Raw genomic sequence first — 15971 nt, 5'->3', positions numbered from 1 at the left:
CTAAATGAGAGGGGCGACAAGCTCTTTTCAAAACGCATTGAACCTTAGGGAGGATTAATAATGCGAAACTATCTTTTAACAACCAGCGCAGCCAGCGTGCTGATGTTGGCTATGGGCACAGCCGCCCATGCTGACATGGCCGCAGCTGAAAAGTTTCTAGCCGATGAAATCGGTGAGCTTTCAGTGCTGTCTCCAGATGAACAAAAGGCAGAAATGCAATGGTTCATTGATGCAGCCAAGCCATTTGATGGCATGGAAATTAAAGTTGTTTCCGAGACAATCACGACCCATGAATATGAGTCAAAAGTTCTCGCGCCAGCATTTACTGCAATTACCGGCATCAAAGTCACGCATGACTTGATCGGTGAGGGCGATGTGGTTGAAAAGCTACAAACTCAAATGCAGTCTGGTGAAAACATCTATGACGGCTATGTCAACGATTCCGATTTGATCGGTACGCACTGGCGCTACAAGCAGGTTCGTAACCTAACTGACTGGATGGCTGGCGAAGCCAAGGATGTCACAAGCCCAACGCTTGATCTGGAAGACTTCATCGGTACATCGTTTACAACTGCACCAGATGGCAAGCTTTACCAGCTTCCAACACAGCAGTTCGCGAACCTTTACTGGTTCCGCTATGACTGGTTCAACGACGACAAAAACAAAGCCGACTTTAAAGAAAAATACGGCTATGATCTTGGCGTTCCGGTCAACTGGTCTGCTTATGAAGACATCGCAGAATTCTTCACAGGCCGCGATCTTTCGCATATGGGCATTGATAGCAAAGTCTATGGCAATATGGACTATGGTAAAAAAGACCCATCACTAGGATGGCGTTACACTGACGCATGGATGTCTATGGCAGGCATGGGCGATGTGGGCGAACCAAACGGTCTTCCTGTTGATGAATGGGGTATTCGCGTAAACGAAAACTCACAGCCTGTTGGTTCTTGTGTCGCACGTGGCGGCGCAACTAACTCTCCAGCTGCTGTTTATGCTGTTGAAAAAGCAATTGACTGGCTCAACAAATACTCACCACCTGAAGCTATGGGTATGACATTTGGTGAAGCTGGCCCAATTCCTGCGCAGGGTAATGTTGCCCAGCAAATGTTCTGGTACACAGCCTTTACAGCTGACACAGTGAAACCTGGTCTTCCAGTCATGAATGAAGATGGTACGCCAAAATGGCGTATGGCACCTTCACCGCATGGTGTTTACTGGAAAGAAGGCACGAAGATTGGTTATCAGGATGCTGGTTCATGGACACTCATGGAATCAACACCGGTTGACCGTGCAAAAGCTGCTTGGCTCTATGCACAGTTCGTGACGTCAAAAACTGTAGACGTGAAAAAATCTGATGTTGGACTAACATTCATTCGTGAATCAACAATCCAGTCAGATCACTTCAGTGAACGAGCTGACAAGCTTGGCGGTTTGGTTGAATTCTACCGTTCACCAGCGCGTGTTCAGTGGTCTCCAACTGGTACTAACGTTCCAGATTACCCGAAACTCGCACAGCTTTGGTGGCAGAACATTGGTGATGCAATGTCAGGCGCGAAAACTGCGCAGGGTGCATTGGATAGCCTTTGTGAAGCACAGGAAAAAGTACTTTCTCGTTTGGAACGCGCAGGCGTTCAGGGCGATCTTGGTCCTAAGCTGAACGAAGAAAAAGGTGCTGACTTCTGGCTTGCTGAGCCTGGCTCACCAAAACCAAAAATTGAAAATGAAAAGCCGCAAGGCGAAACAGTTTCATATGATGAGTTGATCAAAAGCTGGCAGTAAGCTGAACGCTTTTAATTGATATGCACGCAGCCATTGCCGCGCGCTAAAAGAGGGGCCAAAACATGTTTTGGCTCCTTATTTAATTGGTTTTATGATTGTGTAGGAGGAACGAAAAGTTCCTCAAATTAGGAGCTGCGACATGACAAAATTCGGTTTCGATAAGGATTTATTGGCTGGTAAGACAGTTGTTTTAACTGGCGCTGGGCGCGGCATAGGCTTGGCAGTTGCGCAGGCTATTGTTGAGTGCGGGGCAAAGTTGATTGCTCATAGCGGACGCGCGGGGACAGCTTCATCATTGGATGGTATCGCTGATGCGATATTTGAGGGTGACTTATCCGAAGGTCAAACATGCGTTGATTTCGTTGATTTTGTAAAATCAAAGACATCAGGTGTGGATGTGCTGATTAATAATGCGGGCACAATGCTAGGGCGTTTTGCTGCGGACGCATTGACGATGGAGCAATATGATAAGCTTGTGGCGCTTAATCAGACTTCTGTTGTGCGGATCACAAGCGGATTGATACCGTTATTGAAAACGTCTCATAGTGCGTCAATTATCAACACAGTTTCGATTTCTGCTACCACTGGCGGTAGCGCAGGGTCGTCCATCTACAGTTCAACGAAAGCCTTTGTTGCGACTTATACAAAGGCGCTTGCAACTGAACTTGCGCCAGATGGTATTCGGGTTAATGCCGTTTCACCTGGCACAATTGCGACGGACTTTCATGAGCGTTATTCGACGAAAGAAAAGTTGGAAAAGACGAGAAATGCTATTCCGCTTCGCAGATTAGGGACTGCGGATGATTGCGCGCCTGCCTATGTCTTCTTTGCCAGTGAGCGCTTGTCTGGATATGTGACGGGCCAAGTTTTTGAAATCAATGGCGGGCAGCTTATTTGCTGATTAAAACGTTGATTAAGCTACGAAAATTTTCTAAAAAAGCGCGTGCGGTCAAACATGTTTTCTAAATCCTGCATGCGTTCTTTTGTCGTGTCCCAGTGATGCTCTTGTACTTCGGCGATCACAATTTCAGCTAAAAGCATGCAGGTTACATTGGAGTCCCATGCAGACGGAACGGCTATTCTGCTGCTAAAGCTGTGGCTGGCGTAATTGCTGATGGGGGACTTCCATTGGTCGGTAAAGAGTATTATTTCAGCGCCTTTTTCACGCACCATTTCAGCTAATTTTAATGTGCTGTTTTCATAGCGGCGAATGTCGAAAATAACGACAATATCACCTTCAGTCACGTCAATCAGATAATGCGGCCATGCATTCGAACTTGAGCTAATGTGCGTTACATTATTGCGGATAACTTGCATGTGCAGAAAGAAATAATCTGCAAGTGTGCGCGTAATTCGCCCACCCACAACAAAAATTCGTCGGTCTACATCGCTCAGTTTTTGACAGGCTTGGTCAAAAAGTTCGGTGTCAATGTCGGCCAATGAATGTTTGATATTGTCGATAACGGCATCGGTGAAACGGTTTATTATGTGCTCGTTCGGCGCGTTGTTTGCCCAGCCTTCACGCTTGGCAATCGGGCCGGATATTTTCTCATTCAGCTCTTTATGCAGATGCGCTTGAAAGTCGGGAAAGCCCGTAAAACCAATCTTTTGCACCAATCGTGCGACTGTTGGCGTTGAAACCTCAGCGGCGCTTGCCAGTGTTGTAATCGTGCCTAATCCTGACGCTGGATAATTTTGCATAATGGTTTGGGCGAGCTGCCGTTCGGCGCGGGTGAGTTGATCTGTCTTATCCTGCAAACGTTCGGCAATTGATTTCATCGGACAGTTTCACCCCTTCGTTGAAAACAAGATTTAAAGTATCAAAGCAAAAAAGAAAATAGAATAAATCTTGACAAGCCCAACTCAATTGAAGAGGATTTTACAGAACGGGGTTTTTGACAGAGGATTTTTTACTTGTCGCAGACGCAGCAAACACCGCAGATTGAAATTTTAAGAAGTGGTCATCAGTCACCATTCCTATTTGTATGCGAGCACGCGTCGAATTTTATTCCTGATGATTATGACAATCTCGGACTGCCGGAAGATTTGCGCCAAAGCCATATTGCTTGGGATCCCGGTGCTGCAATGGTCACGCGGTTTTTAAGCGAAAAGCTCAATGCTCCTGCCGTTCTTGGTGTGGCCTCTCGTTTGCTTTATGATTGTAACCGGCCGCCTGAAGCCATTGATGCTGTGCCATCGCGCAGTGAAGTTTTTGATGTTCCGGGCAATCTAAATTTGACTGCAGAGGACATTAAAGCGCGTGTCGATCAATTTTATCTTCCCTTCGAGGCGGCGCTAAAATCTGAACTTGATAAGCATGGCGCTGATATTGCGCTTGTTACAATTCATAGCTTTACACCTGTTTATAAAGGGCAGGCTAGGGCGGTGGAAATTGGTATTTTGCACGATGCGGATTCACGTTTTGCAGATACAATTTTAATGCATGCGTCTAAACATACTTCAATGAAAGTTGAGCGAAACCAACCCTACGGCGCGCAGGACGGTGTTATGCATACGCTTGTTGAGCATGGTTTGGGGCGTGGCTTGCTTAATGTGATGATTGAAATTCGAAATGATTTGATCGCGACAGATGCAGATTGTGAAGCTGCTGCCGATATGCTCGCTGGATTGTTTAGCGATGCCCTTGGAAGCGTCACACAAATAAATCAGGCTAAGCAGGTGACCTCATGAGTTTTGCCCGTACCTATATCCGCAGTGTTGATGCCATGAATTATCGCATCGGGCGCGTGATGATGTACGGCATTTTTGTCATGGGCGGAATTTTGCTTTGGTCTTCGATTTCCAAAACCTTCTTTAATCCATCGCTTTGGACATTGGAGATGGCGCAATTTGCGATGGTCACTTACTACATTTTGGGTGGACCATATTCGATCCAGATCGGTGCTAATGTACGCATGGATCTCTTCTATGGCGAGTGGAGTGATCATCGAAAAGCACAGATTGATGCGATTACGGTGTTGATGTTGATCTTCTATCTTGGTGTTCTGCTTTATGGCGCGCTTGGCTCAATGGCCTATTCGCTTGGGCATTATAAAAATGTGCCGTTCCAGTTTTATTGGGGCTTGCTCACAGGTGCAGAAGAAATAGGGCGCCTAGAGCATAGCGCGACGGCATGGCGTCCTGTAATTTGGCCGATCAAACTCATCATGTGTTTCGGATTCTTCCTTATGCTGCTTCAAGCCATATCCGAACTTTTGAAAGACCTCATTCGAATTAAAGGCGGCACCGTTTAATGTCACAAGAGATGATCGCCATCTTCATGTTTTCCTCCATGATGCTGATGCTGTTTACAGGCCAGCGTGTGTTTGGCGCAATCGGTGCCATTGGTGCGATTGCAGCGATTGCACTGTGGGGCGTTGGCGGCTCAGATATTCCATTCTCATCGGCAATGAAAGTGATGAAATGGTATCCGCTCTTGACGCTGCCTATGTTCATTTTCATGGGCTATGTGCTGTCGGAATCAAAGATTGCCGACGATTTGTACAAAATGTTTCATGTCTGGATGGGACCGGTACGCGGCGGACTGGCTATCGGCACAATTGGCTTGATGGTTTTGATTTCAGCGATGAACGGCCTTTCTGTTGCTGGTATGGCAATTGGCGCGACCGTTGCGCTGCCTGAACTTATCAAGCGTGGCTACGATAAGCGCATGGTGACAGGTGTTATTCAGGCTGGATCATCGCTCGGTATTCTTGTGCCGCCATCGGTGGTTCTGGTGCTGTATGCAATGATTGCGCGTCAGCCGGTTGGTCAGCTTTGGCTTGCTGGCATTTTGCCTGGCTTGATGATGGCCGCAATGTTCATGATCTACATCTATATTCGTTGCCGTATTCAGCCAGAGCTTGGGCCTGCGCTTCCGGAAGCGGACCGCGATATTTCACGCAGTGAAAAATTCAAACTGCTGCGCGCAGGACTGCTTCCTTTGTTCATATTTGCAGCGATGATGGTGCCGTTCGTTAATGGGTGGACATCGCTGGTGGAAAGCTCTGCCGTTGGTGCTGCAACAGCGTTTCTTGCGGCTGTTGTAAAGAAGCGTATGACGCGTGCCGTGTTTGAAGTGTCCGTGCGCCAAACGCTTGCGATCTCTTGCATGTTCATGTGGATTATTCTGGCAGCACTTGGCTTTGGTGCGGTGTTTGACGGTTTAGGCGCAGTAAACGCAATCGATGGATTGTTCACAGAACAGCTTGGGCTTAACCCATGGATGATCTTGATTTTGATGCAGCTTTCATTCCTGATTATGGGCACGTTTTTGGACGACACAGCCATGTTGGTTATCGTTGCACCGCTTTATGTGCCGTTGGTGGATGCGCTTGGTTTTGATTTGATCTGGTATGGCGTGCTTTATACGATCACGACACAGATCGCTTATATGACGCCGCCATTCGGCTATAATCTGTTCTTGATGCGGGCCATGGCCCCGCCGGACATTACGCTTAAAGATATCTACGCATCGATCACGCCATTTGTGCTGGTGATGTTGTTCGCTCTGATCTTGGTCATGCTGTTTCCGCAAATCGCGATGTGGCTGCCAAACTACGTATACGGGAAATAACAAGAACCTCGCAAAGAGGCGGCAACTGTTTTTTAAATAGAGCTGAAACCGAGGAGAGTACCATGACGACAAGACGTAAATTTATTAAGGGTGCGGCATTGGCTGCACCAGCCGCTGCATTGGCAACACCTGCCATTGCACAATCAAAAATCAAATGGCGTATGCAAACTTATGCAGGCAGTGCATTGGGTGAGCACGTTATCAAACCAGCGATTGATACATTCAACAAAATTGCTGGCGATCAGATGGAAATTGAACTTTTTTATGCCGACCAATTGGTTCCAACGGGCGAGCTTTTCCAAGCTTTGCAACGTGGCACAATTGACGCCGTTCAATCTGATGATGACTCAATGGCTTCACCAACCGAGGTTACTGTTTTTGGCGGTTACTTCCCGTTCGGCAGCCGTTATTCGCTGGATGTACCAGTGCTGTTTAACCAGTATGGTTTGAAAGAAATCTGGGATGAAGAATATGCCGCTGTTGGCGTTAAACACATTTCAGCTGGTGCATGGGATCCATGTCACTTTGCCACAAAAGACCCGATCAATTCATTGGCCGATCTTAAAGGCAAGCGTATCTTTACATTCCCAACAGCTGGCCGTTTCTTGAGCCAGTTTGGTGTTGTGCCTGTAACGCTTCCTTGGGAAGATATTGAAACTGCTGTTCAAACTGGTGAGCTTGACGGTATTGCTTGGTCTGGCATCACTGAAGACTACACAGTTGGCTGGGCAGATGTGACAAACTACTTCCTGACCAACAACATTTCGGGTGCTTGGATTGGCCATTTCTTTGCCAATATGGACCGTTGGAATGAACTACCGGACAATCTGAAAGAACTTCTGACTGTTTGTATGGAGCAGAGCCACTATTACCGTCAGTGGTGGTATTGGGGCGGTGAATCCGATCTTCGTGTGAATGGCGATAAGCTGAAACTGACAACTATTCCAGATGAGGAATGGGCGACAGTGGAAGATGCAGCTGTTAAATTCTGGGATGAAATTGCTGCAGAATCGCCAACGAAAGCAAAGGTTGTCGAGATTTTCCGCAAATATAATAACGACATGAAAAAAGCGGGACGTCCATACCGCTACAGCTAAGCTTTAGCTGGGACTTGAATAAAGCCAGCGCCGAATTTCGGCGCTGGTTTAATGTGAAAACAGTTACTTACAGAGAAGAGAACTTTCATGGCAGGTACGATGTCGTTTGATGCGCTAAAACAAAAAGTATCATCGGGTGAGATTGATACAGTTCTTGTTTGTCTTGTTGATATGCAAGGCCGCCTGATGGGTAAAAGATTTCACGCGCAAAACTTTGTAGACAGTGCCTACAAGGAAACTCACTGCTGTAACTATTTGCTGGCCACAGATTTGGAAATGGCCACGCCAAGCGGATACGCGTCGACCAGTTGGGAAAGCGGTTATGGCGATTATGTCATGCAGCCTGACCTTGAGACGATCCGTCCGATGCCTTGGCTTGAAGGAACGGCGATGGTGCTCTGTGATGTGCTTGATCACAACACACATAAGGAAGTTCCACATTCGCCGCGTGCAATTTTGAAGAAGCAAGTCGCGCGTCTTTCTGAGCTTGGGTTTGAAGCCAAAGCGGCGACGGAGCTTGAGTTCTTTTTGTTTGAGAAAAGTTTTGAGGAAATTCGCAAAAGCGGATTTCGTGATTTAGAGCCAATTAGTGGCTACAATGAAGATTACAACATTATGCAGACCACGCGTGAAGAGGTGGTTATGCGTCCGCTGCGTAATCATCTTTATAATGCTGGTATTCCCATCGAGAACTCGAAGGGCGAGGCTGAGGCTGGTCAAGAAGAGCTTAATATTCGCTATTCAGATGCGATGGATTGCGCCGAATTTCATACAATCGCTAAACATGCGACCAAGGAAATTGCTTGGCAGCAAGGACATGCAGCAAGCTTTTTGCCCAAATGGCATCATGAGCGCGTTGGTTCATCCTCTCATGTGCATATGTCGCTTTGGACGAAGGACGGCGAGGCTGTGTTCTTTGACAAGGATGGCGATCATACAATGTCGCAGACCATGCGCCATTACGTTGCCGGCATGCTCAAATATGCGCCTGACATGACTTATTTTCTTGCGCCTTATATCAATTCCTATAAGCGCTTTTCTGCTGGTACGTTTGCGCCAACAAAAATTATCTGGTCGATTGATAATCGCACGGCAGGGTTCCGTCTTTGCGGCGTTGGTTCAAAGGCAGTTCGTATTGAGTGCCGTATTGGTGGCTCAGATATCAACCCTTACTTGGCGATTGCCGCCATTATTGCCGCTGGTATCAAAGGTCTGGAAGACAAGTTAGAACTCGCGCCGCCAAGCAAAGGCGATATCTATAAAGATAACAAGGCTAAGACGCTGCCGACATCGCTACGTGATTCTGCTGAAACGCTGCGCAATTCCAAAATGCTGCGTGAGGCAATGGGGGATGATGTGGTTGATCATTATGTGCGCGCAGCGACTTGGGAGCAGGAAGAATTTGATCGGGTCGTTACCGATTATGAAATCGCACGTGGATTTGAAAGAGCGTAAATAATGACAAAACTATTGAAGTGTATTTCGCCGATTGACGGTTCGGTTTATGCCGAACGTCCGGTGTTAAGCAGTGCTGAAGCGCGTGATGCTGTTGCAAAGGCCAAAGCTGCTCAGCTTGAATGGGCAAAACGTCCCTTGCAAGAGCGTATTGATTTGGTGCTGGCAGGCGTTGCCGCCGTTGGTGCAATGAATGATGAAATCGTGCCAGAACTTGCCCATCAGATGGGCCGTCCTGTGCGCTATGGCGGCGAATTTGGCGGCTTTGAAGAGCGCGCAAAATATATGGCAAAAATTGCCAGTGAAGCATTGGCGGATATTGAAATTGCGGATGATGCGCAGTTTCGCCGTTTGATCGCTCGCGAACCGCATGGCGTTGTGCTTGTCGTTGCGCCTTGGAATTATCCTTTTATGACGGCGATTAACACGGTCGCGCCTGCTTTGATTGCAGGCAATAGTGTTGTGCTTAAACATGCAACGCAAACGCTGCTTGTGGGCGAACGCATGGCAAAAGCGTTTCATTCTGTTGGTATTCCTGAAGGCGTATTCCAAAACGTGTTTCTTGACCATGACACGACGTCGGCGCTTATTGCTGAGCGCAGCTTTGGCTTTGTCAATTTCACAGGTTCTGTCGGCGGCGGCAAAGCCATGGAAAAAGCTGCTGCTGGAACATTTACCGGCGTTGGGCTTGAGCTTGGAGGCAAAGACCCAGGCTATGTGATGGAAGATGCAGATCTCGACAGTGCTGTTGATACGCTGATTGACGGCGCAATGTTTAACGCTGGTCAATGTTGCTGCGGTATTGAACGCATTTATGTGGTCGAATCTCTCTACGATTCTTTCGTAGAAAAAGCGGTCGCCATTGTTAAGGGCTATAAGCTTGGCAATCCGCTAGATAAAGAAACCACGATGGGGCCAATGGCGCATGTACGTTTTGCGCAAGAGGTTCGGGCGCAAACTGCTGAAGCCATTGAGGCAGGCGCAATTGCGCATATCGAGACCTTTGCGGAAGATGATGGCGGGGCCTATTTGACACCGCAAATCTTGACCAATGTGAACCATGATATGCGCGTGATGCGCGAGGAAAGCTTCGGTCCTGTTGTTGGCATCATGAAAGTCAAAGACGATGAAGAAGCGATCGCGTTGATGAATGACAGCGATTACGGCTTAACCGCATCGCTTTGGACAGCAGATATCGACCGTGCTTTGAAAATTGGCCGCCTTATTGAAACAGGCACCGTATTCATGAACCGTTGTGACTATCTTGACCCAGCGCTTTGCTGGACCGGCTGCAAGGATACAGGTCGCGGCGGCGGGCTTTCCGTAATCGGATACCACAATTTGACCAGACCAAAATCTTACCATTTGAAGAAAGCAAACTAACATGAATTTGACTGCTAATTGGTCATATCCGACAGCCATTCGATTTGGCGCAGGCCGGATTTCAGAAGTCGCCGATGCATGTATTGCAGCGGGTATTTCAAAGCCGCTTTTGGTAACGGACAAAGGCTTGGCGTCCATGGATATTACATCCAAGACGCTCGACCTTATGGAAGCGGGTGGTTTGGGCCGCGCGATGTTTTCCGAGGTTGATGCAAACCCGACAGATTTGAATGCCGCAGACGGCGTCAAGATTTACCGCGAGGGTGGTTTTGACGGTGTTATCGCATTTGGCGGCGGCTCTGGTTTGGACCTTGCAAAAGTTATTGCTTTTATGGCTGGTCAGACGCGTCCGCTTTGGGATTTTGAAGATGTTGGCGACTGGTGGACGCGTGCGGATGCAAGCGCTATCGCACCAGTAATTGCTATACCAACGACGGCTGGAACAGGGTCTGAAGTTGGCCGTGCGAGCGTGATCACCAATTCTGAAACGCATGAAAAGAAGATCATTTTTCATCCGAAAATGCTTCCTGTGACTGTGATTTGTGATCCGGAATTGACGGTTGGTATGCCGAAATTCATCACGGCTGGTACGGGCCTTGATGCTTTTGCGCATTGTGTTGAAGCTTATTCCAGCCCGCACTACCACCCAATGAGCCAAGGTATGGCGCTTGAAGGCATGCGGCTTGTAAAAGAATATTTGCCGCGCGCCTATGCGGATGGCTCGGACATTGAAGCGCGTGCGCATATGATGTCTGCTGCTGCAATGGGGGCAACGGCTTTCCAAAAGGGACTTGGAGCAATCCACGCGCTGAGCCACCCGATTGGCGCATTGCACCACACGCATCACGGCACAACCAATGCGGTTTGTATGCCTGCAGTGTTGCAGTTCAACAAAAGTGCGATTTCAGACAGATTTAATGCGGCCTCCGCATATCTGGGAATTAAAGGCGGCTTTGATGGTTTTTGCGCCTATGTTGATGAACTCAACGCGTCGATGCAAATTCCAAAAACTTTGACGGCGCTTGGCGTTAAAGACCCTGATCTTGATCGTTTGACTGCTGATGCGCTGCGCGATCCAAGTACAGGTGGCAACCCAATTGAAATGACTGCTGAAAATACACGCGCACTGCTTGAAGCACTTCTTTAAGTTGCGCATCTAAAAAATATAAGTTACAGACGATTTATCCGTCGGGGGGCCCATTAGGGCTGAGAGGTGCTTGCACCGACCCGTCGAACCTGATCCGGGCAATGCCGGCGTAGGGAACGGGTAAATCGCAAAACTTATTGCGACCAATCTCCTTTTCTCGCCGTTTTGCCCCTTTTTGGAGGCATGATTGCGTTGAAAAGAATACCAATTGCATTGACGATTGCTGGCTCCGATAGTGGCGGCGGCGCAGGCATTCAGGCCGATTTGAAGGCCTTTAGTGCCAATAAGGCCTATGGCGCGAGCGTCATAACTGCGATTACGGCGCAGAACACAACATCCGTTACAGCTGTTCATGAGGTGCCTGCTGACATAGTTGCGGCGCAAATCTCTGCGGTTCTGTCCGACATTTCAGTGGATGCAATCAAGCTCGGCATGTTGTTTTCAGCGCCGATTATTTCTGCTGTTTCCAATGCATTGAAAACCTATGACGGGAAGATCGTCGTTGATCCGGTGATGATTGCAAAGTCCGGTGATGCGCTTTTGCAAGATAAAGCGATCAGCGCTTTACTCGCAGAAATTCTGCCGCGTGCTGATCTTTTAACACCGAACCTTCCTGAAGCTGCACGGCTGCTTAATTGCGATGTTGCAAATTCAAATGATGAGATCATCGCGCAGGCCAGAGCGTTATTGCAGCTGGGTCCTAAAGCTGTGTTGCTGAAAGGTGGCCATGCTGATGGCGACATTTGCACCGATGTTCTTGTTGACCGAAGCGGGGTTGTTACAAGCTTCACGGCTCCGCGTATCTATACGAAGAATACGCATGGTACAGGCTGCACATATACAGCTGCGATTGCTGCGCATTTGGCACATGGCGAAGAAATGGTGGCGGCTGTTCAGCGCGCGCATGATTATTTGCACGCATCCATTTGCGCTGCTGACACATTAGATGTTGGTGCAGGGCACGGCCCAGTTCATCATTTTTCTGCGATGTGGACATGACCCAAATCACCATCATAGGCGGCGGTGTTGCCGGGCTTTGCGTCGCGCGCAGTTTACGTGATCGCAGCGCCGATGTGCGCGTTTTTGATCGGCACGGTGCGCTTGGTCCGCACGCTTGTTCATGGTGGGCAGGCGGTATGCTTGCACCTTTTTGCGAAGGTGAAAGCGCAGAAGAGCCGGTTGTGCGGCTTGGGCAAGAGGCGGCAGATTGGTGGGATGCAAAAACCCACGCTGTTAATCGCTGCGGCACGCTGGTTATCTCGCTCACACGTGACAAGGCCGAGTTGATACGGTTTGGCCGAAGAACAAGCAATTTTGAAACGATTTCAGGCGCTGACATTGATGCGCTTGAGCCAGACTTGGCTGGCCGCTTTAACACGGGTCTTTTGTTTAAAGATGAAGCGCATTTATCACCGCGCTTGGCTCTTAACCATCTGCGTGACGGTTTAATCGCTGATGGTGTGACATTTGAAACCGCTGATGCTGATCCAGAAGTTTATGCCAGAGGCGGTTTGACTGTGGATTGCCGCGGATTTCAGGCACGCGACAAGATCAATGATTTGCGCGGTGTCAAAGGCGAGATGCTCATTCTTTCTTGCAAAGATGTTACGCTCAACAGACCCGTGCGACTGCTTCACCCACGTATCTCGCTTTATGTCGTCCCACGCGGCGACGGCATTTTTATGCTTGGCGCAACGATGATTGAGAGCAGCCAAAAATCACATGTTACGGCGCGTTCATTGCTTGAATTACTCAGCGCCGCCTATGCATTGAACCCAGCTTTTGGTGAAGCTGAAGTCTTGGAAATCGGCGTCGATGCGCGTCCAGCTTTTCCTGATAATTTACCGCGCATTCGCCGCAATGGAAATTTGATCCGTGCAAACGGGCTTTTCCGTCATGGCTTTTTGCTCGCGCCCGCAATGGCGCGCATGGTCGCCGAAATGATTTTTGACAACACAAGACCGGAGATGATGGATGAAACTTCAGCTTAACGGTATCGCAATTGATACGGACGTGACGACACTGGCCGCACTTCTTGATGAGCAAGGTTTTGCTGAGGCGAAAGTGGCAACGGCTGTCAATGGTGAGTTTGTACCAGAAGCGCTTCGCACTGCTCAAATTCTTGATGAAGGCGATCTGATTGAAGTGCTTGCCCCGATGCAGGGAGGCTGAGCATGCGCGATTTTTATGGCACCACTTTAACAACCGGACTTATGCTCGGCACGGCGCAATATCCGTCGCCTGCGGTTATGATGGATGCCTTCAAACGCAGCGCCGCATCGGTTGCAACCGTTTCACTGCGCCGTGAAAGCGGGCAAGATCGTGCAGGGCAGGATTTTTGGGCCATCATCCGCGATCTAAATGTTCATGTGTTACCGAACACGGCTGGCTGCCACAGCGTCAAAGAGGCTGTCACAACGGCACATATGGCACGCGAAGTTTTCGACACAAAATGGATCAAGCTAGAAGTCATTGGCGAAGAAGATACGCTTCAGCCAGATGTCTTTGGACTGGTCGAAGCGGCGCGTATTTTGAGCGAAGACGGCTTTAACGTGTTTCCTTACACGACTGAAGATCTCGTTGTCGCTGATAAATTATTGAATGTTGGCTGCGAAGTTTTGATGCCTTGGGGCGCGCCAATTGGTTCAGGCTTGGGCCTTAATAATCCATATGGTTTGCGCTCAATGCGCGCACATTTTCCTGATGTTCCGCTGGTTATTGATGCGGGGCTGGGCCTGCCGTCACAGGCAGCGCAAGCAATGGAAATGGGGTTTGATGCGGTATTGCTGAACACGGCTGTGGCGAAAGCAGGTGATCCGGCAGCTATGGCCGAAGCCTTTGCAGGGGCCGTTCATGCGGGACAATTGGCGGCTAAGGCCGATCCCATGGAGCCGCGCGATATGGCAGCACCTTCCACGCCCATACTTGGAAAGGCTTTTTTAATATGAAGCTTGATCGATTTTATCCAATTTTTGACAATGCAAAATGGCTCGAACGGCTTTTGCCGCTTGGCATCAAGCTCGTGCAGCTTCGTATAAAAGACATGCCCGATGATACGCTGCGTGATGAGGTTCGTCGTGCACGCGATCTGTGCAAACAGCACAATTGCACGCTGGTCGTGAATGATTATTGGAAAATCGCCATAGAAGAGAAATGCGATTTTATTCATCTTGGCCAAGAGGATTTAGAGGATGCTGATATTAAGGCCATTCGCGCTGCTGGCTTGCGCATTGGTATCAGTACACATGATCGTGCTGAGCTTGATCGCGCATTAGCGCTTGAGCCTGATTATATTGCGCTTGGTCCCATTTACCCAACCATTTTGAAAAAGATGAAATGGCATGAGCAAGGCGTTGAAAAACTCACTAAATGGCGCGGACTGATTGGCCAAACGCCTTTGATAGCGATTGGCGGTATGAATATTGAGCGGGCGGCAGGCGCTTTTGAAGCGGGCGCGGATGTCGTTTCTGCCGTGACAGATATTACTTTGAACGAAAACCCTGAAGCGCGTGTGAACGCTTGGTTGGAGGCGACACGATGAGCCGCTATGCGCGTCAGGAAATATTGCCAGAAGTCGGCGCTCAAGGTCAGGCTGCTATTGGCAAAGCAACTGTCCTGATTGTTGGGGTTGGCGGGCTTGGCTGTCCCGTCGCGCAATATCTTGCAGCGGCTGGTGTTGGGCGCTTGATCCTCGTTGATAGCGATATTGTTTCGGTTTCAAATTTGCACAGGCAAACGCTGTTTCGCGAAGCTGACATTGGAATGCTCAAAGCTCAAATAGCAGCGCAAAGTCTGGCAGGTTTGAACGCTGATTGCACTATTATGCCTGTGTGCGAACGCCTTACGCCGAAGAATGCAAAGGCGCTAATTAGCGAGGCGACATTGGTGGTAGATTGCGCCGATAGTTTTGCTGTCAGCTATATTTTGTCAGATTTTTGTAAGGCTACAGCAACGCCATTTATCACTGCTTCAGCGCTTGGTTTATCTGGATATGTCGGCGGGTTTTGTGGTTCTGCGCCTTCCTTGCGCGCCGTATTTCCAGATTTACCAGCTCGAGCGGCGACATGCGCCACCGCTGGTGTCATGGGGCCCGTTGTTGGCCTTTTGGGGGCAGCACAAGCGCAGATGGCACTGTCTGTTCTATTGGGATTAGAGCCTTCACCGCTTGGCCAGCTTGTTACCCATGATCTGCGAACAATGCGCAGCAGTGGATTTCGTTTTGACAATGCGCCGGAACCTGAAAGCGGATCATTTGCATTCATTGCCGATGATGAAATTCAACAATCGGACTGGGTGATCGAATTGCGAGATGAGGCAGAAGCGCCCGCGCTTGTTCATCCTGCGGCGCGGCGCATGAAGGTCAGCGATTTTCCAACCGCAAAACCGATGCCTGATACAGGCCAGCGCGCTGTTTTAATTTGCCGGTCAGGGCTTCGCTCTTGGCAGGCAGCAACGCACCTTAATACATATTGGGATGGTCCCATTTCTTTAATTGCAATGGGCGATGAGCCCGAACTTGAAAGGCCTTAAT

16 protein-coding genes and 1 riboswitch are annotated in these 15971 nt (G+C 48.9%); of the genes, 15 read left to right on the top strand and 1 reads right to left on the bottom strand.

Features of this window, described 5'->3' with window-relative positions; genetic code table 11:
• Window positions 1-60: 60 nt before the first annotated feature.
• Together C504_RS0104660 and C504_RS0104655 are read left to right on the top strand one after the other, a co-directional pair.
• A complete protein-coding gene (locus tag C504_RS0104660) occupies window positions 61-1782 on the top strand; it encodes an ABC transporter substrate-binding protein (RefSeq protein ID WP_018688143.1) in 1722 nt (573 codons plus the stop codon).
• A 139-nt stretch (window positions 1783-1921) separates the two neighbouring features.
• A complete protein-coding gene (locus tag C504_RS0104655; RefSeq protein ID WP_018688142.1) occupies window positions 1922-2683 on the top strand; it encodes an SDR family NAD(P)-dependent oxidoreductase in 762 nt (253 codons plus the stop codon).
• A 17-nt stretch (window positions 2684-2700) separates the two neighbouring features.
• Here the strand turns inward: C504_RS0104655 and C504_RS0104650 are convergent, their stop codons facing one another.
• A complete protein-coding gene (locus tag C504_RS0104650; RefSeq protein ID WP_018688141.1) occupies window positions 2701-3561 on the bottom strand; it encodes a MurR/RpiR family transcriptional regulator in 861 nt (286 codons plus the stop codon).
• 135 nt (window positions 3562-3696) lie between these two features.
• Between C504_RS0104650 and C504_RS0104645 the strand changes: the two genes are divergently transcribed.
• From C504_RS0104645 to C504_RS0104585, 13 genes are all read left to right on the top strand, one after another.
• On the top strand, window positions 3697-4473 hold the full coding sequence (locus C504_RS0104645; RefSeq protein WP_018688140.1) for an N-formylglutamate amidohydrolase: 777 nt from the start codon (window positions 3697-3699) through the stop codon (window positions 4471-4473).
• Window positions 4470-5036 carry a TRAP transporter small permease subunit gene (locus C504_RS0104640; RefSeq protein ID WP_018688139.1) on the top strand — a complete coding sequence of 189 codons (567 nt, stop codon included), beginning with the start codon at window positions 4470-4472 and terminating at the stop codon, window positions 5034-5036. The genes C504_RS0104645 and C504_RS0104640 overlap by 4 nt, the downstream gene beginning before the upstream one ends.
• Complete coding sequence (locus C504_RS0104635) at window positions 5036-6358, top strand: TRAP transporter large permease (RefSeq protein WP_018688138.1); 1323 nt, start codon at window positions 5036-5038, stop codon at window positions 6356-6358. Before C504_RS0104640 ends, C504_RS0104635 begins: the two co-directional genes overlap by 1 nt.
• 62 nt (window positions 6359-6420) lie before the next feature.
• A complete protein-coding gene (locus C504_RS0104630; RefSeq protein ID WP_018688137.1) occupies window positions 6421-7455 on the top strand; it encodes a TRAP transporter substrate-binding protein in 1035 nt (344 codons plus the stop codon).
• 87 nt (window positions 7456-7542) lie between these two features.
• Window positions 7543-8910 carry a glutamine synthetase family protein gene (locus C504_RS0104625; protein WP_018688136.1) on the top strand — a complete coding sequence of 456 codons (1368 nt, stop codon included), beginning with the start codon at window positions 7543-7545 and terminating at the stop codon, window positions 8908-8910.
• A 3-nt stretch (window positions 8911-8913) separates the two neighbouring features.
• A complete protein-coding gene (locus C504_RS0104620) occupies window positions 8914-10293 on the top strand; it encodes an aldehyde dehydrogenase family protein (protein ID WP_018688135.1) in 1380 nt (459 codons plus the stop codon).
• Window position 10294: 1 nt separating this feature from the next.
• Complete coding sequence (locus tag C504_RS0104615) at window positions 10295-11440, top strand: iron-containing alcohol dehydrogenase (protein ID WP_018688134.1); 1146 nt, start codon at window positions 10295-10297, stop codon at window positions 11438-11440.
• A 32-nt stretch (window positions 11441-11472) separates the two neighbouring features.
• A riboswitch (TPP riboswitch) is annotated at window positions 11473-11573 on the top strand.
• Window positions 11574-11623: 50 nt separating this feature from the next.
• Window positions 11624-12439, top strand: coding sequence for a bifunctional hydroxymethylpyrimidine kinase/phosphomethylpyrimidine kinase (gene thiD, locus C504_RS0104610; protein ID WP_018688133.1), 816 nt, complete (start codon window positions 11624-11626; stop codon window positions 12437-12439).
• On the top strand, window positions 12436-13431 hold the full coding sequence (locus tag C504_RS0104605; protein ID WP_018688132.1) for an FAD-dependent oxidoreductase: 996 nt from the start codon (window positions 12436-12438) through the stop codon (window positions 13429-13431). Before thiD ends, C504_RS0104605 begins: the two co-directional genes overlap by 4 nt.
• On the top strand, window positions 13415-13612 hold the full coding sequence (gene thiS, locus C504_RS0104600) for a sulfur carrier protein ThiS (RefSeq protein ID WP_018688131.1): 198 nt from the start codon (window positions 13415-13417) through the stop codon (window positions 13610-13612). Before C504_RS0104605 ends, thiS begins: the two co-directional genes overlap by 17 nt.
• A 2-nt stretch (window positions 13613-13614) precedes the next feature.
• Window positions 13615-14388, top strand: coding sequence for a thiazole synthase (locus C504_RS0104595; protein WP_018688130.1), 774 nt, complete (start codon window positions 13615-13617; stop codon window positions 14386-14388).
• On the top strand, window positions 14385-14981 hold the full coding sequence (locus C504_RS0104590) for a thiamine phosphate synthase (protein ID WP_018688129.1): 597 nt from the start codon (window positions 14385-14387) through the stop codon (window positions 14979-14981). The genes C504_RS0104595 and C504_RS0104590 overlap by 4 nt, the downstream gene beginning before the upstream one ends.
• Entirely contained in the window at window positions 14978-15970 is a 993-nt protein-coding gene (locus tag C504_RS0104585; protein ID WP_018688128.1) for a HesA/MoeB/ThiF family protein, read from the top strand. The genes C504_RS0104590 and C504_RS0104585 overlap by 4 nt, the downstream gene beginning before the upstream one ends.
• The last annotated feature ends 1 nt before the right edge of the window (window position 15971 follow it).

This window comes from Ahrensia kielensis DSM 5890 (genome assembly GCF_000374465.1).
GTDB lineage: Bacteria > Pseudomonadota > Alphaproteobacteria > Rhizobiales > Rhizobiaceae > Ahrensia > Ahrensia kielensis.
The sequence above is the reverse complement of the archived record's forward strand: the minus strand, read 5'-3'. Positions and strand labels throughout refer to the sequence as shown.